At 55.6% G+C, this 18,882-nt stretch carries 19 protein-coding genes and 2 tRNA genes; 9 read left to right on the plus strand and 12 right to left on the minus strand.

Annotation, left to right across the window (positions count from 1 at the left end; all coding sequences use genetic code 11):
* Window position 1: 1 nt before the first annotated feature.
* Window positions 2–1,387: a diguanylate cyclase domain-containing protein gene (locus tag AC0L6A_RS07485; RefSeq protein WP_473293215.1), complete on the minus strand. Its 1,386-nt coding sequence runs from the start codon at window positions 1,385–1,387 to the stop codon at window positions 2–4.
* A gap of 92 nt (window positions 1,388–1,479) precedes the next feature.
* Between AC0L6A_RS07485 and AC0L6A_RS07490 the strand changes: the two genes are divergently transcribed.
* From AC0L6A_RS07490 to AC0L6A_RS07510, 5 genes are all read left to right on the plus strand, one after another.
* Complete coding sequence (locus tag AC0L6A_RS07490) at window positions 1,480–1,758, plus strand: DUF3572 domain-containing protein (protein ID WP_473293217.1); 279 nt, start codon at window positions 1,480–1,482, stop codon at window positions 1,756–1,758.
* A 48-nt stretch (window positions 1,759–1,806) separates the two neighbouring features.
* Window positions 1,807–2,499: an HAD family hydrolase gene (locus AC0L6A_RS07495; RefSeq protein WP_473293218.1), complete on the plus strand. Its 693-nt coding sequence runs from the start codon at window positions 1,807–1,809 to the stop codon at window positions 2,497–2,499.
* Window positions 2,500–2,574: 75 nt separating this feature from the next.
* Window positions 2,575–3,165 carry a heme NO-binding domain-containing protein gene (locus tag AC0L6A_RS07500; RefSeq protein ID WP_473293220.1) on the plus strand — a complete coding sequence of 197 codons (591 nt, stop codon included), beginning with the start codon at window positions 2,575–2,577 and terminating at the stop codon, window positions 3,163–3,165.
* Window positions 3,166–3,227: 62 nt separating this feature from the next.
* Window positions 3,228–4,142, plus strand: coding sequence for a GGDEF domain-containing protein (locus AC0L6A_RS07505; protein WP_473293221.1), 915 nt, complete (start codon window positions 3,228–3,230; stop codon window positions 4,140–4,142).
* Window positions 4,143–4,217: 75 nt separating this feature from the next.
* Entirely contained in the window at window positions 4,218–4,586 is a 369-nt protein-coding gene (locus AC0L6A_RS07510; protein ID WP_473293222.1) for a hypothetical protein, read from the plus strand.
* 78 nt (window positions 4,587–4,664) lie between these two features.
* Here AC0L6A_RS07510 and AC0L6A_RS07515 read toward each other — a convergent pair.
* The 10 genes from AC0L6A_RS07515 to AC0L6A_RS07560 all read right to left on the minus strand — a co-directional run bounded on the left by AC0L6A_RS07515 (window position 4,665) and on the right by AC0L6A_RS07560 (window position 12,522).
* Window positions 4,665–4,739, minus strand: a tRNA-Glu gene (locus tag AC0L6A_RS07515).
* 98 nt (window positions 4,740–4,837) lie between these two features.
* Window positions 4,838–6,319 (minus strand): DUF4403 family protein, encoded by a 1,482-nt coding sequence (locus AC0L6A_RS07520; protein ID WP_473293223.1) that lies wholly within the window; start codon window positions 6,317–6,319, stop codon window positions 4,838–4,840.
* A 129-nt stretch (window positions 6,320–6,448) separates the two neighbouring features.
* Window positions 6,449–6,523 (minus strand) — tRNA-Glu (locus AC0L6A_RS07525).
* Window positions 6,524–6,611: 88 nt separating this feature from the next.
* Complete coding sequence (gene recJ / locus AC0L6A_RS07530) at window positions 6,612–8,360, minus strand: single-stranded-DNA-specific exonuclease RecJ (RefSeq protein WP_473293224.1); 1,749 nt, start codon at window positions 8,358–8,360, stop codon at window positions 6,612–6,614.
* Entirely contained in the window at window positions 8,357–8,602 is a 246-nt protein-coding gene (locus tag AC0L6A_RS07535; RefSeq protein ID WP_473293225.1) for a cysteine hydrolase family protein, read from the minus strand. The genes recJ and AC0L6A_RS07535 overlap by 4 nt, the downstream gene beginning before the upstream one ends.
* Window positions 8,502–8,909, minus strand: a complete 408-nt coding sequence (locus AC0L6A_RS07540; protein WP_473293226.1) for an isochorismatase family protein — start codon at window positions 8,907–8,909, stop codon at window positions 8,502–8,504. The genes AC0L6A_RS07535 and AC0L6A_RS07540 overlap by 101 nt, the downstream gene beginning before the upstream one ends.
* Complete coding sequence (gene glpX, locus AC0L6A_RS07545; RefSeq protein ID WP_473293228.1) at window positions 8,909–9,880, minus strand: class II fructose-bisphosphatase; 972 nt, start codon at window positions 9,878–9,880, stop codon at window positions 8,909–8,911. Before glpX ends, AC0L6A_RS07540 begins: the two co-directional genes overlap by 1 nt.
* A gap of 100 nt (window positions 9,881–9,980) precedes the next feature.
* Window positions 9,981–10,742 (minus strand): ceramidase domain-containing protein, encoded by a 762-nt coding sequence (locus tag AC0L6A_RS07550; protein ID WP_473293229.1) that lies wholly within the window; start codon window positions 10,740–10,742, stop codon window positions 9,981–9,983.
* 83 nt (window positions 10,743–10,825) lie between these two features.
* Window positions 10,826–12,118 (minus strand): homoserine dehydrogenase, encoded by a 1,293-nt coding sequence (locus AC0L6A_RS07555; protein WP_473293230.1) that lies wholly within the window; start codon window positions 12,116–12,118, stop codon window positions 10,826–10,828.
* A gap of 116 nt (window positions 12,119–12,234) precedes the next feature.
* Window positions 12,235–12,522: a hypothetical protein gene (locus tag AC0L6A_RS07560; protein ID WP_473293232.1), complete on the minus strand. Its 288-nt coding sequence runs from the start codon at window positions 12,520–12,522 to the stop codon at window positions 12,235–12,237.
* A gap of 146 nt (window positions 12,523–12,668) precedes the next feature.
* Here AC0L6A_RS07560 and AC0L6A_RS07565 point away from each other — a divergent pair, with 146 nt between their 5' ends.
* The 4 genes from AC0L6A_RS07565 (at window position 12,669) to AC0L6A_RS07580 (ending at window position 18,508) form a co-directional block, all read left to right on the plus strand.
* Complete coding sequence (locus AC0L6A_RS07565) at window positions 12,669–13,256, plus strand: TetR/AcrR family transcriptional regulator (protein WP_473293233.1); 588 nt, start codon at window positions 12,669–12,671, stop codon at window positions 13,254–13,256.
* Between the two features lie 37 nt (window positions 13,257–13,293).
* Window positions 13,294–15,261 (plus strand): DNA primase, encoded by a 1,968-nt coding sequence (gene dnaG, locus AC0L6A_RS07570; RefSeq protein ID WP_473293234.1) that lies wholly within the window; start codon window positions 13,294–13,296, stop codon window positions 15,259–15,261.
* Between the two features lie 192 nt (window positions 15,262–15,453).
* Window positions 15,454–17,436: an RNA polymerase sigma factor RpoD gene (gene rpoD / locus AC0L6A_RS07575; RefSeq protein ID WP_473293235.1), complete on the plus strand. Its 1,983-nt coding sequence runs from the start codon at window positions 15,454–15,456 to the stop codon at window positions 17,434–17,436.
* Window positions 17,437–18,088: 652 nt separating this feature from the next.
* Window positions 18,089–18,508, plus strand: a complete 420-nt coding sequence (locus AC0L6A_RS07580) for a secondary thiamine-phosphate synthase enzyme YjbQ (RefSeq protein WP_473293236.1) — start codon at window positions 18,089–18,091, stop codon at window positions 18,506–18,508.
* 64 nt (window positions 18,509–18,572) lie between these two features.
* Here AC0L6A_RS07580 and AC0L6A_RS07585 read toward each other — a convergent pair whose 3' ends face one another.
* The gene (locus AC0L6A_RS07585; protein ID WP_473293238.1) at window positions 18,573–18,776 is read right to left on the minus strand and encodes a dodecin family protein; all 204 of its coding nucleotides are present in this window, start codon (window positions 18,774–18,776) and stop codon (window positions 18,573–18,575) included.
* Window positions 18,777–18,882: the final 106 nt, after the last annotated feature.

The raw sequence follows: 18,882 nt of genomic DNA on the forward strand, positions 1-18,882 counted from the left end.
CTTAGGCAGCCGATTTGCCGAAGGTCACAACATTTCTACCCTCAGATTTTGAGGCGTAGAGCGCTTCGTCTGCCGCTTGGGTGAGCTCATGCGAGCTTCGGGTATCATTCTCTTGATCGCCCCAGACAGCGACGCCAACTGACACGGTCACATGAACGGGCGTAACGGTTTCTGACACGTTAATTGGGTAATCCCCAACTGTACGGCGCAATCGTTCTGCCATCGCTGCGACGTCTTTGGGGCTGACATCTGGTAGGGCCACCAGAAACTCTTCGCCCCCGAACCGCGCCAGAAGATCAAATTCACGTAGATTTTTACGCATACGGTTTGCGACGTCCACCAGAACCTTGTCACCAACCCCGTGACCAAATCGGTCGTTGATTGATTTGAAGTGATCAAGGTCCAGCACCATGATCGCATAGGATTGCCCATTGGTAAGCGCTTCTTGCTCTAACCGGCTCAGATAGCTTTGAGCATAACGACGGTTGTGCAATCCGGTCAGCGGATCCTGCACGGCGAGCGACAGGTTAAGATCGAAGCGTTTGCGCAGCGCATCAAGCTCTAGCTTGCGGGAGAGAAGGGCCTTTAAGCGCAGCGACAATTCGATGGCTTCGAAACATGGGTGCATGACCGCATCGGCCCCTAAATCCAACGCCATAGCGCCGTCATTTGGCCGATCCTCGGCATGGACAACAACGATGATTGCGTTGCGGGTATGCACGCGCGACCGCAATTCACTGACCAAACGCAGCCCATCGGTTTCTTCCGACAGTGACGCGCTGATGACAAAGGCATCGGGAACATTTCTGACGGCATTCATGTCCCCCAACGCTTGCGTGATTGTCATCACTTCCAGCCGGTGAGGCATTTCTGAAGATAGGTTTCGGCGCCAAAGCAGGCCATGTTCTGGGTCTGGGGCTACGATTGCAATATGCGCCGCTGGGACATAGCTGGCGGCGTCTTCCGCGCAGCCAAATTCTGTGGATATGTCGCGGTGGCGCATGATTTCTTCATATGTGCCGCGTGTCCGGATCAGGTTGCGCACCATCGCTGACAATGTGCTTTCGTTCCCGCCGCGGGAATAAACATCCTCAGCGCCCGCGCGCAAAGCTTCGATCCGCGAGCTGCGATCGTCTTTGTCCGTAATCAAAATCACAGGGATCGAGGACAGAATCGGATCTTTCTTCAGCGTCGCACAAATAGACAGGCTTTGCCCCTTGCGACCGCGCCCCAGAATGATCAGGTCGGGCTGCGCACGGCGTGCGGTCTCAAGCGCGTCATCGACGCGTTCGACCTGTATGACATCATAGCAAGAAACGGTCAGTTTGACCTTCAGTACGATGCGATTGGTCGCCAGATCATCTGCTATGAGAATCCTACCGCTCATGGGTCCATTTTTGCTAGTTGTTGACAAAGGAGTGCAGACACTCTGCGACCGATTGGTTAAGAAATCCTTTCCAAATGCAAAGGAATGTTAAAATGACACCGGATCAGGCAGAAGGAATTGCGCTGAAAATGCTTGGTTGGCTTGTCGGGAACGAAGAGCTTTTGCCAGTTTTCATGGGGGCGACGGGGGCGGATCAGGACACGTTGCGTGAAAACGCGGGAGATCCTCAGTTCTTGGCCGCGATGATGGATTTCTTGATGATGAATGATCAATGGGTGATGCAGGCCTGCGATGCCCAAGGGCTTCCCTATGGGCAGGTGGCAATGGTGCGACAAGCCTTGCCCGGAGGGGCGGATTTACACTGGACCTGAAGGCTGGATATGGGCAGTGTCCTTCTTAAACGACAGGCAGGAGCCCCCATGACCATTAAAGCCCTTCTTTTTGACAAAGACGGTACACTTTTCCATTTCAAAGCCACTTGGGAAGCGTGGACACATAAGGTGCTTCTGCGTCTAACGAATGGGGATGTAGAACGGGCCACACATATTGGCCAAGATATCGGGTTCGACATGACCAGTCAGGAGTTCTCCCCCGATAGCGTCGTAATTGCGGGTACTCCGGCGGAAATCGTCATTGCCCTGCAAAAACATGTCGACATGTCCGCTACTGAGCTGGAAACACTTCTTAACGACGAAGCTGAAACGGCCCCTCAGGTCGAGGCTGTTGCGCTTGCCCCTTTGCTGAACCATCTTCGCGAAAGGGGACTGGCTCTTGGTGTAGCAACAAATGACGCAGAGCGTCCCGCACGCCAGCATCTGAAAGGGGCGAATGTGTCGGGTCTGTTTGATTTCGTTTCTGGATATGACAGCGGGAATGGCGTGAAACCTGATGCGAGCCCCTGTCTGGCTTTTGCCCGCCATGTAGATGTTCCAGCCGTACAGGTAGGTATGGTTGGTGACAGCCTGCATGATCTGAAGGCCGGGCGCGCTGCCGGCATGAAAACCATCGGCGTACTGACAGGAGTGGCCACGCGAGAAGAACTGAACCCGTTTGCCGATGTTGTTTTAGCCGATATTGGTGAAATTCCAGCGTGGTTGGACCAACTGGTATAGGTTCTAGCCCGGCTTTGCGGTTTGTTAAGTTTTAGGCTGTTACATCGTCGCCAGCAACTTACTTGTGTGGTGACTATGCATGGCTTGATCCTGTGGACATTCGAATTCTTTGTGCGCCTGACTTATGGAAATCAGGTGTGGTCGAAGGTGCTTGCCAACCTCGATCTGAGCCTCAACACCGTTGAGCCATTGTTCCACTATGATGACCAGATCGGGCAGTCGATCCTTCAACAACTGTCCATCGAACTTGATCGGGAACGGCAATCAATACTGGAAGATTTCGGCACGTTCCTAGTGACGGATTCGCGTGTTGAAAGAGTTCGCAGATTGCTGAGATTCGGTGGTGTTGATTACACAGATTTCCTACACTCGCTCGAAGACCTAAAGGGGCGCGCGCGACTGGCTGTTCCCGACCTTGGCTTGCCTAATATCCAGGTGGATGAACAGCAACCACATCGCTTTGAAATCACTTGTGATAACACCACGAAAGGTGCGCCATACGTGCTTTTGGGGGTGTTGCGTGCGCTGGCGGATGATTTTGGCTCGTTGGTTTTTCTAGAGGTGTCTGCCGAGAAGAAAGACAGCGTCGTGATCTTGGCGGAGCTACTTGAGTGCCAACACGCCGAGGGGCGCGAATTCCTGTGGGCAACAGGTAACGCTTCATGAATATGGAACGGCCTATCCCCTTTACCTGCGGTGTTCTTGATCGTGTCCTGCCAATGCATCTGATGATTGATAGTATGGGGATCGTTCAGCACGCAGGGCCGACCATTCAGAAAGTGTTTGGGGATCGCGAAATTATCGGGCGAAACGTTTTTGGTCTGCTCGAACTTAAACGCCCAAGAAATATCAAGCGGATTGAAGATGTCCGGAAAATAGACACCAAACGTGTTCGGTTGAAAGTTCGGGATGAATACGAAACGCCCCTGACCGGGGCGGTGGCGCTAATGCCGGACATGGACTGCGTTTTGTTGAACCTGTCTTTTGGGTACTCCATCGCCGAGGCAGTCGTGCGCTATGAATTGACGGGGTCGGATTTCGCACCAACCGAGCTTGCGGTCGAGATGCTGTATCTGGTTGAAGCAAAGACCGCTGCGATGGACATTGCAAATCAACTGGCCCATCGGCTTCATGACGAAAAGGAAGTCGCGAAAAGCGAAGCACATACGGATGGGCTGACGGGGCTGGCCAATCGTCGTGCGCTTGATCTGAGACTGAATCGGCAATTGAAACGCAATGTGCCGTTTTCGCTTGTGCATCTGGACCTCGATTTTTTCAAATCCGTCAACGACACACATGGTCATGCGGCTGGGGATGCAGTGCTTGAGGCAGTTGCCGATATCCTACAGCAAGAGACACGCGACGAAGATTTGGTCGCACGAATAGGGGGGGATGAATTCGTGATTGTGATGGACAATCAAGTTTGCCCATCGCGTCTGGAAAAAGTAGCTTCAAGATTGATCCAGCGTATCGAGAACCCAATCGTGTTCAGAGATATTGAATGTCGTGTATCGGCCAGCATTGGTGTGGTGATATCAACCAGTTACGCGCAACCGGATCCATTGAAAATGGCTGAAGATGCGGACAAGGCCCTATATGCGTCAAAGCACGCTGGCAGGGCTGCTTATACAGTAAGGCGGTAAGGTTTCCGTGTTTGGTTGACAGGGTTGTGGACAGGCCTTAGCACGACAAAGACCCTACCAAATCCGAGGCCACATATGCCATTGTTATCGCGTACAATAGTTACTCTTTTGATTGCGATTTCCTGGACGTGGTCGCTGGTCAATCCGGCTGCCTCTCAAACAGGCGATATCATTCGATCCATTCTAGGTCGGCAGCTTAGCAGCGAACAGGTTTCGCAAGTTTACATTAAAGCTGACGGGTCTTTGGAAGGGGTGTTTAACGGTATTGCCTTCGCGGGCACCTGGACCTTGGATGGCGACAAATACTGTCGCCAATTTACGCGCGGTCTAACGGGTGCACCGATCTGTATGGATGTGTCTGCCGACTACGCCCCTGATGGCGACATTCAAACGGTAATCTTCGATAGCCCGGGGGGCAGGGCAACGTTTTTGGTTGGCTACTAGCACCTGCTTTGTGCAGACGAGGTCTCGCTTGCCAGATGGCAAGCGACGGTATCAACGTGCTGATAGGGAAGAACCAAGTGGCAGCCCGTACGAGAATCGAACTCGTCTTTCCAGGTTGAAAACCTGGCGTCCTAACCGATAGACGAACGGGCCACGCTGTTGGTAGGCGGGTTATTAGGCGAGCCTTTTTCGAAGCGCAAGAGGGGAAATCAAAGAAATTTGAAATTCCAACCTTGGGGGCCTCAACGGGTTCAAAATTGTGGAACGAAGGTCACGTGCGCGTCTTGCGTGGTTGTCACGCCACTTAGCGTAAATTCCAATCCGCGGTCGTTTGGGGAGAAACCAATCAAGTTGATGTCAGCATCGTTGAAGCTTACGCCAAACCCATCGTAACGCATGTCCTGTGCAAGACGGCGCAAGGCTTCCTTGGTTGATGCTTCTGTTTCAGCTTTCACATCGGAAAGGTCCGCATGCACATGGGTTTCGACAAGCTCTTCCAATTTCCCTTTCAAAAGCCATTTGGCCGACTTTAGCAGCAGGTTGTCGCTTTCTTCTGAGATACGCGCATCGATCAAAGTCAGCTTGTTGTCCGTAAGCTGAGGGGTGGCGGTGAAGGTTAGATCCCCTTCGAATTCCTGCCCAAACAGAACACGGCTGAACCAACCTTTCGAGGCTGTCAGTCCAAGTTTTACCGTCATCTCCCCCTCGTCGGTCCCGCTAAGGGCCGCCTTGGACAGGGTCATGTTGAACGCGCGTCCGCTTTGCGGCCATTTCATCTCGGCCTGCGTGATCTCGGATGTGGCGATGTCGCTAAGCCGGTCCCAGCTTGCAGACACTGGTAATCTGATTGAGATACCACCGGTTTCGATTGCATCGATGAATTGCAGCGGCGGGACTTCGCTACGCTTGGGGCGATCGGGTCGCTTCGGGGTCAGAACGCCAACGGCCTCAAAGCACAGGCTTAGCCCCAAACGCAGGGCATTTTCCTGTTGATCGACAAAGGGTTGAACCGCCTCGAACCGTACGGGTTTGGTCACAATCCAACCGGGTACATCGCCCCGAACCTCAATCACTTTGTGGGAATCGTCCCACAGGTCTTGCGCTTCTTTGCGCAGGAACTGATCTTTAGGCAGATCGCGGTTAAGCTTGGCCATCTGCTCGTCGACTTTTTCTTGGACCGTGGGTTGAAGCAACTTGCGGAACGACATTTTACCCAGCTTCGCGATCACCGCTTCGGCTTGTGTCACCTGTACCGATGCCACAGCGCGCGGGTTTAAGCTCCAGTCTTCTCTGAGGGTTGGTCTGAAATCTCCAACAACATGCGCCTCCAGCTTGCTGGACTGGCTGATCGGGATGTTCGCGGGGGCCACTTGGTTCAAAAGCGCACCGACCGCTCCACGCACGATTTGAATGCCACCGGTCAATTTCACATTGCCCCGTATGTTGGCTTCCGCAATCAGGCCGCCATTCGCGCTTGGGCGTAGAATGATTTCGGACCGTCGTGCGGCCCAGCCGAGTGTGTCATCCACCAATCGGCCTGGAACAGGATCATTTTCAATCCCACGCATCACTTCATCGACCGAGGTATTTAGCTGCGTTTGCAGCTCTTGCAGCGGGATCGTTAAGGGGAGGGTAATGTAAGAATGGGTGGTTGGATCGCACTCTTGCGCGCTGGCTGGCACTGCAGACCAAGCAGACAAAACAAGGCAAAGGAAGCTTTTACGGAACATCATGACCATCGGTGTTTATCAAGTTGGCTGATGGTGCGAGGAATTGCACCCAGCAGCAAGGGGCATCTGCACAAGAGTTTCACCGCAAATGGCGTGAATTGCGCGCGCAACTTAAAGATAATGTGGGAAAAGTGGCAGCCCGTACGAGAATCGAACTCGTCTTTCCAGGTTGAAAACCTGGCGTCCTAACCGATAGACGAACGGGCCACGCTGTGGTGAGGGGTTTCTATGTCAAAGCCCAGAGTCGCGCAAGAGGCATTTTTACTTTTTTGCAGCCTGATAAAATCAAGTTAATTCAGGCCTTTGCCGCGTCTTCCAACCGAAATTGAGGGCTGGATCGGCCCTGCCATTGGTTGATTTCGAGTCGCCCGGCAAGATGAAAGCGGGCCCCCCCGTGGTTTTCCAGCATCGGACCGAGTGGACCATCGAAAGCCCCAAAAGAGATCGCATCGATCCGTGTCCCCAACCCGTCGCCAAAGCTGATTTTCAGGTGATTTTGACCAACGCGTTTGGCGAAAAACACTTGTACATCGGGGAAGGCGAAACGCGGGGCGCGGGCAGAGGCTCCAAAGGGTCCGGCCTCTTCCAAGGTTTCGATCAGGTCGACGGTGGCCGCGGAGGGCATTAGGACGCCATCCAGAACCAGATCTGCAGCCCCAAGTGCGCCGGCACCTTGTTTTTCCATCAACTCGTTCAACCGTGCCATGGCGGGTTCTAATTGGTCACGTGACAGGCTGAGGCCTGCTGCCATTTTGTGACCGCCACCTTTTTGGATAGCCTCTTCGGCTGCCAACTTTTGAATGGCCGCGCCAAGGTCTATTCCGCTGACCGAGCGACCCGAGCCTTTGCCGTCTTCCCCGTCAAATCCGATCACGATGGACGGCCGATTGGTGGCTTCTTTCAGGCGACTTGCAACGATCCCAACAACGCCGGGATGCCAACCATCGCCCGCGGCCCAAACCAAAGGCGTATCAAACCCACGCTGCTCGGCTTGCTCCATAGCAAGGTCTTGCACACGGGCTTCAATCTCGCGACGTTCTGCATTGAGTTCATTGAGTTTCTCAGCGATGGAGTTGGCTTCGTTTGCGTCCGTCATCGACAACAATCGCGCGCCAAGATCAGCTTTGCCAATGCGACCACCAGCGTTCACGCGCGGTCCCAACAGGTACCCAAGATGGTAAGCGCGCGGGGCTTCGTTCAGCCCGGAAACATCGGCTAAAGCAACCATGCCGGGGCGTGCACGGCGCGCCATGATCTTCAGGCCCTGCCGGACAAAGGCGCGGTTTGCGTCGATAAGCGGGGCGACGTCGGCAACAGTGCCAAGCGCCACAAGGTCAAGCATTGAGATCAGGTCGGGTCCACCGCGCCCAGCTTCGCGCAGCAAGCGTCCCAGTTCGACCAGAACAAGGAAGACGACGCCTGCGGCACAAAGATAGCCGGGGGCGTCGATTTCGTCTTGGCGGTTCGGGTTCACCACGGCATTCGCATCTGGCAATGTCTCAGCGCCAAGGTGGTGATCCAACACGATGACGTCTGCACCCTTCGCGCGCGCTGCCGCGATGGGTTCAAAGCTTAGCGTCCCACAGTCAACGCAGATGATCAGGCTGTGATCTTCAGCCAACTTTTCCATTGCGGGGGTGTTGGGGCCGTATCCTTCGGTGATCCGATCCGGGACGTATAGGGTGATTTTGCGATCGAGTTGCCGAAACCAGTCGATCAATAGGGTGGCCGAGGTCGCGCCATCTACGTCGTAATCCGCGAAGACAGCAATCTTCTCGTTCTGATCTAGGGCGGCAAGGATACGCGTCGCCGCTTTGTCCATGTCCTTCAGCTTGCGCGGGTCTGGCAGAAGGTCGCGCAGAGTGGAATCCAGATATCCCTTCGCCTCGTGGGCCGGAACGCCTCGCTGCGCCAGCAGCTTGCAAAGGGGCGCAGGCAAGGTCGTTTGCTGGGCAATAGCCTCGGCCTGGCGTTCCACCTCGGGTGAGGGGCCGATCCATTTGCGCCCGGTCACAGAGCTTTCAATGCCTAAAAACGCGTTCATCCAAGCACCTGATCGGTCGACAACACCTGCGCAAATTCTCCGTTAAGCTGGTCCAATGCTGCATCGTGGATCTGATTGGCCGTAGGTGGTTGGCCGTCGCGCCAAGAGCTATCCGCGTTGCCCGTGAACGTCGCGCAAGCGTCATGTATCAATTGCACAGTAAAGCCCAGATTGGCGGCCATGCGCGTGGTGGTCGACACACAATGCGGGGTGGTCAGCCCGCAGATTGTGACTTCGGTCACGCCTAGCTTCCGTAGCCTTTTTTCGAGAATCCGTACCGATAAAAGCCGAGTTCACATGTTTGGTCAAAACAGGCTCGTCATCACGAGGTGACACCATCGATTTCAGCGCAACAAGCCCGCCATCTGGATTAAGCGGGCTGCCTTCGGTCGTGGACAGGTGCTGAATGTGAAAGACGGGCGCAGTGTGCGCCCGCCAATGGGTTAAAAGCCGGGCGGCGTTGGCCTCGGCGTTTGGATTGTTGCGCGCGCCCCAGAACGGGTCGTCAAACCCTTCCTGAATATCAATCAGGATGAGGGCCCCAAGCATCAGTCGGCAGAAACCGGGTTGCGGTAGATCATGCGACGAACCGATCCAGTTTTCGAACGCATCAGCAGTGTTTCGGTGGTCAGCCAACCGGGTTCGCGCTTGATGCCAGACACGATCGAGCCATCGGTGACACCTGTGGCGGCAAAGATAACATCTGCTGTGACCATTTCATCGCGCGAATAGATGCGATCCAGATCGGTGATGCCCGCCTTGGCTGCGCGGCCACGTTCGTCGTCGTTGCGGAAAGTCAGCTGACCCCACATTTGACCACCCATGCACTTCAACGCGGATGCTGCCAGAACGCCCTCAGGCGCACCGCCGCGACCCATATACATGTCAATTCCAGTGATCTCGGCCTCCGCGCAGTGAATGACACCGGCCACGTCACCATCGGTGATCAGGCGGATGGCGGCACCGGTTGAGCGGATGCCCGCAATCATTTCTTCGTGGCGCGGACGTTCCAGAACACAGACCGTGATGTCTTTGGTGTCGCAACCCTTGGCTTTGGCCAGTGCTTCGACCCGTTCCTTGGGCGACATTGCCAATGATACAACATCTTTCGGATAGCTCGGACCAATGGCCAGCTTTTCCATATAGACGTCAGGGGCATGAAGCAGCGTTCCGCGGGGCGCCATTGCAATCACGGTCAGTGCATTCGGCATGTCCTTGGCTGTCAGGGTTGTGCCCTCAAGCGGGTCCAGAGCGATGTCCACGGCGGGACCATCACCAGAACCGACCTCTTCACCAATGTAAAGCATCGGGGCTTCGTCACGCTCGCCTTCGCCGATCACAACGGTGCCTTGAATTTCCAGCAGGTTCAGCTGATCGCGCATGGCATTCACAGCAGCCTGATCGGCGGCTTTCTCGTCTCCGCGACCAACAAGGTCGGCACTGGCCGTGGCGGCGGCTTCGGAAACACGGGCCAAACCAAGCGAAAGCATGCGGTCGGCAAAAACGACTTTATCAGCCATAAGGGGCAATCCTCACTGTCTCTATTTGGATTCCGGTTTAAGCGCCGGGGGGGGCAGGGGCAAGTGCCTTACATGGCGAAAAGCGCGTCATTCGCCGCTTTCAGGTGGTTTCCCGAAGATCCGGGCTGCGAATGAGCCCCTGAAAGAGCAACGCGATCATCGTTCCGTTCAGGATGTGCCAAATGAAATGGGTGCCGGTGGGCCAGATTTCACACAGATGCATGTCGAGCGTTCGGACGGTGAGCGAGACCATGAAAACGATTGTAGCTGCGGTGATCCAGGGTGCAATCTCGTGACCATTCCGGCGCGTCATAAAGGTGAAGGCCAGCAAAGCCAGAACGGCGGGCAGATATTGCTCTGAGCCGTTCAGCAGGCTGTTTTCATCCGTGTGGTCATGCGTATCTTCGCTTCCAAGCGGCGCTGTGGCGGCTTCCGTTTCAGTGATGAGATTTGCGTCAGAGGTCTGACTTCCGGACCCATCTCCGCCGAAAGCGAACAGTATGGCAATGGCGGCGGCGATCACGGCGATACCTATGCCGATTTTGCCCGGTTGAATGCCCGCGACACGGCGCAGGGCCACCAATACGAACAAAAGCACAAAGGTCCAGATCGGGATCACGTCTGCGAGGCTGGACCAGGCATTGGCAAACGTGTGGAACAGGAAACTGCCTATGCCAATCATGCCGGCCAGCAGGATCAAGATCATGGTCATCGGGTCAAGGCGATCCCGGCGTTTGGCCTCGATCCAGCCCCAAAGGGCGGCGGCTATAAACGCTAGGTTTGAGATGGCGTTCAGAGGCTCCGCCCAAAACGCCGCGCTGACGCGTTCGCAATAGATATCGATCGGCGTGTACCAGTCCAAGAACGCCTCCTTTTCCGAAGGTACTCTGTCGGGCTCAAGCGAAGCGGTCTAGTGCAAAGCGGGTTAACGTTGCGCGATCTGAGTTACAGATTTTCGATCCGAATGGCCACGGGATCACCATCGACAACACCGGTTTCAGCAAATCCTTTGATCGCAGCATCCAATGCGTCGCGGGTGCATTTATGCGTGACGATCAGTACTGGGGCCAGTTTCTCGTCATGGCTGGTTTGGCGCATCCGATTGATCGAAACCCCGGCGTCCCCCAAAACAGCAGCGACTTTGGCCATCGCACCCGGTTTGTCCAAAAGGGACATGCGCAGGTAATAAGGCGCAGGCTTGGCGGCTTTGGCACCCGTCACGGGACGCAGTGTCTTGGCAGGCTGGCCGAATACCGGGATTGAGATGCCGCGCGCGATGTCCATCACGTCGCCCATCACAGCACTGGCGGTAGGGCCTTCGCCCGCGCCGGGTCCACGCAGAACAACTTGTTCAACCGCATCACCTTCGACGACAACCATGTTGGTGCCACCTTCAAGCTGCCCCAATGGGGACAGAGCAGGCACAAGGCAGGGCGACATGCGCTGTTCAAGCCCACGGCCCGTCATCTGAGCCACGCCCAAAAGCTTAATGCGGAAGCCCATTTCGGCAGCGTGTTCAATATCTTCCAGTTGGATACGCTGGATGCCTTCCAGCTCTACCGCGTCGAAATTTACCTGCGTACCAAAGGCGATCGAGGACAGGATCGACAGTTTGTGACCTGCATCAATGCCGCCAACGTCAAGGTTCGGATCGGCTTCAAGATATCCCAGATCGGCGCATTCATCGAACAGGGCGTTGTAGCCGCGGCCGGTCGCCTGCATCTGGGTCAGGATATAGTTACATGTGCCGTTCATCACGCCCATGACGCGGGTGATTTCGTTGCCAGCCAGACCTTCCATCAAGGATTTGATGATTGGGATGCCACCTGCGACAGCGGCCTCATAGCGGATGCGTGTGCCTGCGGCCTCAGCGGCCAAGGCCAGCTCCTGTCCGTGGTGGGCCAAGAGCGCTTTGTTGGCGGTGACGATGTCTTTGCCTGCGGCGATTGCTGCCTCACAGGCGTCTTTTGCGGGGCCTTCATGGCCTCCCATCAATTCGACAAACACGTCCACGTCATCACGCTTGGCCAGTGCGACGGGGTCGTCTTCCCAGCCATAGTCGGACAGATCGACGCCGCGATCTTTGTCTTTGGAACGGGCTGATACGGCCGAGATCACAACGGGACGTCCCGCACGATCTTCCAGCATGGCAGCTTGCCGACGAATGATCTTTACAACGCCGATGCCGACGGTGCCAAGACCTGCAATCCCAAGGCGAAGGGGGGCAATCTCACTCATGTCAGTCTCCGTCGGCATTATTGTCGTTCAGCGACGTGTAGCCAAAGGCGCGGCCCTGTGCAATCCAAGGCTGGCCCGCATTGGGGAAAATCCTTTGAAAGTCGGGCGGGGCAATCTTAGCGGCGCGCCAATGCCGCCTGCATTTGCGACTTGGTAGCCCCGTCCACCACGGCGCTGCGCCGCAACCGATCGGCGCGCGCGCGCAGGGATGCAGCACGTGCCGCCAAAGAACCGGTTCCATAATTACCCTGATCCGCAGGAATCTGGCCCACAATGTCGTCCATGGCAATGATATTCGGGAAGGGGGCGTTCCGAGTTGACCCGTCCGCGAAATCGGGCATGTCCGAACAGGCGACAAGAGTGCCGAAGGCCAGAAGCAAACTGGTCATGAACGGGCGAGTCATCTGGCGGTGGTCCTTGATGCTTTGGTCTGGGCGACCATAGACAGCCCATTCGGGCGCTGCAAGGCAGCATGACGGCCAGCGTGCAATGTTGGCGGGACGTCGCGAAACGCTTGGATATGAACGTTTGTTCAGTTACTCATTTGATTATGGCTCGGAAAACTGGATCACATAGCGAAATCACTGGCCCCCGCGTACGTGAGGCGGCGCTGACGCTGTTTGCACGCCATGGGTTTGCGGCCGTGTCGATGCGCCAAATTGCGGGCGAGGTCGGTGTGCAGGCAGGTGCGCTTTATCTTTATACCAAAGACAAACAAAGCCTGCTTTTCGACCTGATGCGTGCGCATATGGACGATCTGTTGGCCGCATGGGCAGAAGAACCCAAAGGACAGGGCGCGCTGGGCGGGCTTGAGGCCTTCACCCGTTTTCACATCCGCTTTCACCTAGAACGCCCCGACGCGGTTTTCATTGCTTATATGGAGCTGCGCAACCTGACGGATGACAATTTCGCCGCAATCGAAGTTCTGCGGCGTCAGTATGAGGGCGAGCTGGAAGCCATTTTGCGGGCAGGGCAAAAAGACGGTGCCATCACCGTGCCGGATATCCGTCTGACCACCATGGCGCTGATTGCCATGCTGACAGGTGTAAACACTTGGTATCGCGAAGGGGGCCGTCTGTCGCGCGAAGCTGTGGCGGATCGGTATTGGGATATGGTGCGCGGCGCAGTTGGTGCTTAGGCTGGACTCTGTCCGCCATCGACCCGATATATAGTACATGTCTCTGCCACCCGGTTTCCTAGATGAATTGCGCACCCGCCTCAGCCTGACACAGGTTGTTGGGCGTAAGGTCATGTGGGACCAGAGAAAATCCAATCAGGGCAAAGGCGACATGTGGGCGCCGTGCCCCTTTCATCAGGAAAAAACCGCGTCTTTTCATGTGGATGACCAGAAGGGGTTTTACTACTGCTTTGGCTGTCATGCCAAAGGGGATGCGATTTCTTTTGTGAAAGAGACCGAGAATGTCTCGTTCATTGAAGCGGTCGAGATTCTGGCCGGAGAGGCAGGCATGCAGATGCCCGCGCGCGATCCGAAAGCGCAGGAAAAAGCGGATCGCCGCACGCTGCTTGTCGACGTAATGGAGATGGCGGTCAGCCATTTCCGCCTCATGTTGAAAACCGGTGCGGGGGCTGAAGCGCGTGAATACCTGACCCGTCGTGGCCTGAACGAAGCCGCACTGGATCGTTGGGAAATTGGGTTCGCACCGGATGCCTGGCAAGGGCTTTGGGATCATCTGAAGGCCAAGAATGTCGAGGATGATCTGATCCTTGGCGCGGGTTTGGCCAAGCCCAGTCAGAAGGGTGGCAAACCCTATGACACGTTCCGTGGGCGGATCATGTTCCCCATTCGGGACGCGCGTGGACGGGCGATTGCATTCGGGGGCCGGGCGATGGACCCGAACGACAACGCCAAATACTTGAATTCACCCGAGACCGAGCTTTTTGACAAAGGCCGCAGCCTTTTTAATCACGGCCCCGCACGTGAAGCGGCGGGCAAAGGGCAACCTTTGATCGTGGCCGAAGGGTATATGGACGTGATTGCGATGTCCGAAGCCGGGTTCGGTGCGACGGTCGCCCCACTTGGAACCGCTATCACCGAAGATCAACTGCGATTGCTTTGGCGCGTCGCGCCCGAGCCGATCATCGCGCTTGATGGGGATACTGCCGGTCTACGCGCCGCGATGCGGGTGATCGACAATGCACTGCCTTTGCTGGAAGCCGGGCAAAGCTTACGGTTTTCAATCATGCCGGAAGGCAAGGACCCCGACGATCTGCTGAAAGAAAGCGGGACCAGCGCCATGCAGACGCTGATTGATGGGGCCATCCCGATGGTGGACCTTCTGTGGCGGCGCGAAACCGAGGGCAAGGTTTTTGACAGCCCCGAACGCAAAGCTGCGCTGGATAAAGACCTGCGCATTGCCATTGCCCGCATTCAGGACCAGTCGATCCGTAATCACTATGGCCAAGCCATCAAAGATAAACGGTGGGAGCTGTTCCGGGCGCGCCCAAAAGGGCAGGGCGGTCAAAAACGCGCTTGGCAACCCGGCAAGGGGCGGGGTTGGCAGCAAACACCGCCGGTGCTGGCCTCGACCAAGGAATCTATGCTGGCAACGGCCGACGATCTGGCTCAAGAATCCTTACGAGAATCCGTGATCTTGGCCATTTTGATCCGTCGCCCTGACATGCTGGATCAGGTTGAAAGCCGGATGGAGCGTTTGGACATGGTCGGGACGAATCACGCCGATCTTCAACGGGAGATTTTGGGGCATGCACATTCCGGTGCGGAGGCGCTTGAGGAAGCGCTTTTGAACCGGGTCGGGGGGGATTGTCTGGATAAGCTCTTCACGCTGAACCATGTGCGTATCACACCTGCCATTCGAACCATCGATGATGATGAAATCGTACTGGCCTGTCTGACCGAAGAAATGACCAAACTGGAAGCTTTGCGCGGGGTCCGTCGCGAGGTGCAAGATGCGCAAGCTGACATGGAAGCCCTGCCGGACGAAGGCGTGACATGGCGGTTGGGGCAGGCGGCCGAGGCACGAAATAACGCGCTGCGCAGTCAAACCGAAGACAAAACCACCTATGAAATTGCGGACAATGGATCGCTTATGGACCGGGAAGAGCGTGATGCATTGGACGCTCTGCTGGCGGAAATTGATCCGGCGAAGCGAAAAAGCCACTAATGCGTTCGCCAAGCGGGGTCGACTGCTTGCAAAGCCCCGCTAAAGCACCCACCTTACAGCTGTGGACGAATCACTGATTCGAATCAGTGTTGCGTCCGTCCCGAATCACCCAAGCGCGGGTGGCCGTCAGCGAAGGACGCTTCGCATCACCGCAAACGGCCCAGACCCGCATCTTTCGTGCAAGGAGAGCCCATGGCTGCCAAGGACACCGCTAACGATCAAAAAGATGATCAGCACGCCGAGCCGATGACAGATATGTCTCAGGCCGCGGTCAAAAAGATGATCGCCGAGGCGCGCGAGCGTGGCTACATCACCTACGATCAGCTTAATCAGGTTCTGCCGCCCGATCAGGTCAGTTCCGAGCAGATCGAAGACGTGATGTCGATGTTGTCCGAAATGGGCATCAACATCATCGAAGATGAAGAAGCGGAAGACGAAGACAAGGGCTCGACCGAGCTGGTGACCAAAAACGCTGGTGGCGATGTCACCGTGGCCACCGCCGAGACCGAAAAGCTGGACCGCACCGACGATCCCGTCCGCATGTATCTGCGCGAAATGGGATCGGTCGAGCTTCTGTCGCGTGAAGGCGAGATTGCGATCGCCAAACGGATCGAAGCCGGCCGTAACACCATGATCTCGGGCTTGTGTGAAAGCCCACTGACATTCCAAGCGATTACCATTTGGCGCGAAGAACTTCTGAACGAAGACATCTTGCTGCGCGACGTGATCGACCTTGATGCGACTTTCGGCAACCAGCTGGAAGAGGATGAAGAAGAAGAGGTGGCACCGGCCGCCAATGGTGCCGCGCCTGATTCCGAGAAGAAGGAAAAAGCGCAGGAACTGGATGCAGACGGCAATCCCATCAACAACGACGATGATGATGATGACGAGGATGAAGCCGCCAACATGTCGCTTGCTGCGATGGAAGCGGCGCTGAAACCGCGCGTCCTTGAAACACTCGAGCTGATCGCACGTGATTATGAGCAGTTGTCCGCAATGCAGGATCTGCGCATGTCCGCGACCCTGAACGAGGATGACAGTTTCTCGAAGAAGGAAGAGGGCGCTTATCAGAAGCTGCGTTCGGAAATCGTCGAGCTGGTGAACGAGCTGCACCTGCATAACAACCGTATCGAAGCGCTGGTTGACCAGCTTTACGGCATCAACCGACGCATCATGTCGATTGACAGCGCGATGGTGAAACTGGCTGACCAAGCCCGCATCAACCGTCGTGAGTTCGTCGAAGCCTATCGTGGCCGGGAACTGGACCCGACATGGCTGGACGAGATGGGCGAGAAGACCGGGCGCGCATGGCAGGCCTTCATCGAAAAGTCGACCGACAAGGTTGAAAAGCTGCGTGGCGACATGGCGCAAGTCGGTCAGTATGTTGGCGTCGATATCCCTGAATTCCGCCGCATTGTGCAGCAGGTTCAAAAGGGTGAAAAAGAAGCACGTCAGGCCAAGAAGGAAATGGTCGAAGCCAACCTGCGCCTCGTGATCTCGATCGCAAAGAAATATACCAACCGTGGCCTGCAATTCCTTGATCTTATTCAGGAAGGTAACATCGGCCTGATGAAGGCGGTTGATAAGTTTGAATATCGCCGCGGTTATAAGTTCTCGACCTATGCGACGTGGTGGATCCGTCAGGCGATCACGCGTTCGATCGCGGACCAAGCCCGCACGATCCGTATTCCGGTCCATATGATCGAAACGATCAACAAGCTGGTCCGTACCGGTCGCCAAATGCTTCACGAGATCGGTCGCGAACCGACACCGGAAGAACTGGCCGAAAAGCTGCAAATGCCGCTTGAGAAGGTGCGCAAGGTGATGAAGATCGCCAAAGAGCCGATCTCTCTGGAAACGCCGATTGGCGACGAAGAAGACAGCCAGCTGGGTGACTTCATTGAGGATAAGAATGCCGTGCTGCCTTTGGACAGCGCCATTCAGGAAAACCTCAAGGAAACCACGACGCGGGTTCTGGCGTCGCTTACGCCCCGTGAAGAACGCGTTCTGCGTATGCGCTTTGGTATCGGCATGAACACCGACCACACTCTGGAAGAAGTGGGGCAGCAGTTCAGCGTGACCCGCGAACGGATCCGGCAGATCGAGGCGAAGGCGCTTCGCAAGCTGAAGCACCCAAGCCGGAGCCGTAAGCTGCGCAGCTTCTTGGATCAGTAAAGCCAGTTACAGTCTTAACGAACGCCCTGCAAAATGCGGGGCGTTTTTGTTTGGGCCCACCGAGATGCCCGGCTGAGGCATACATGACGTGTGATTCCTAGAAATCCAGGTTGCCAGAGTGCGGGTTAAAGCCACTCCACCTATGCTAGGAAGTGTACAATAGCCGTTCTACCCATCAGACATAATTCACCGGTCTGAACAGATTGTTTCCTAAAATACGAACAAAAAACCCCACCTTAGGATTTAAAAATGTGGCGGTTTGTGGCAGGAATGTGGCGGGGAAATGTTCACGCCAGTCTATTTACTGGCAAACACTGGGTAATTTGAAATGTATGATGTTGTGAGGGGAAAGCCATTGGCTCTGCAGCCAGATTGGCAAATTGATACGCCGCGCCGACGCGATGGTTTTGCAAATAAGGTATCGGCGGTTCGACTGGGGCGCGTGCTTGCGTTGAAGGCACTTGAGAAACGTAAAAGCGATGGCATGGGCTCACTTCGCCCGTCTTTCGCGCATTTTTAAGCGCCGTTTCGAAAAGAAGGCCAAAGCATAATCGCTGTCCTGCGTGCTTGACATTGATCTGTCGCACCAGCCTTTGTTAGATCAAACCGGTGACGCATTTGCGCGCCGGTTTTTTCTTGTCAGGATAAGCACATGATCAACGTGTTTGAGATCACCACACATGGTTCGGGATTGTATGATTTTACAGGCCAAGTGACGTCTTGGCTGCGCGCGCAAAACGCAAGTGATGGATTGCTTACCTTATTCGTACGCCACACGTCTTGTTCATTGCTGATACAGGAAAATGCTGATCCTGAGGTTCAAACAGATCTGAACAATTTCTTTTGCCGGTTGGTGCCACCCAGCACGGACCCAACCATGAGCTATCTAACGCATACGTATGAGGGACCGGATGATATGCCGGCGCATATTAAATCCGCGTTGCTGCCTGTGAACCTATCGATCCCAGTGCTAGATGGGCAGCTGACGTTGGGGACATGGCAGGGGATATATCTGTTTGAACACCGTACGGCCTCGCATCGGCGGCAGGTGGTGGGGCATCTTTCAAACTGACGACCGGAAACAAAAACGCGCCGCAGATGGGTTTCATCTACGGCGCGTTCTGCGTTTTGGGGGGTCAGCCTTCCAGAACGAAAGTCACCATCAGGTTCACCTGATAATGCTCAATCTTGCCATCCTTGACCGATACGGATTGTTCTTTCACCCAAGCGCTAACCACGTTGCGCAGGGTTTTTGAGGCGCGTTCAACGCCAATTTCAACGGCATCGTCGAAGCTTTTCTTTGATGTTGCGGAAATTTCTGTAACTCGTGCTACGGACATTTTTAGCCCTCCTGTGTTTGATTGCGCCAGTATTCAACCATCAAAGCTTGCTGGGCAGGGGAGTATTTTCCGCCATTCCCACTTGACGCTGGGCGGGCTCTATCTT

Source organism: Aliiroseovarius sp. D2-2, from assembly GCF_055809455.1.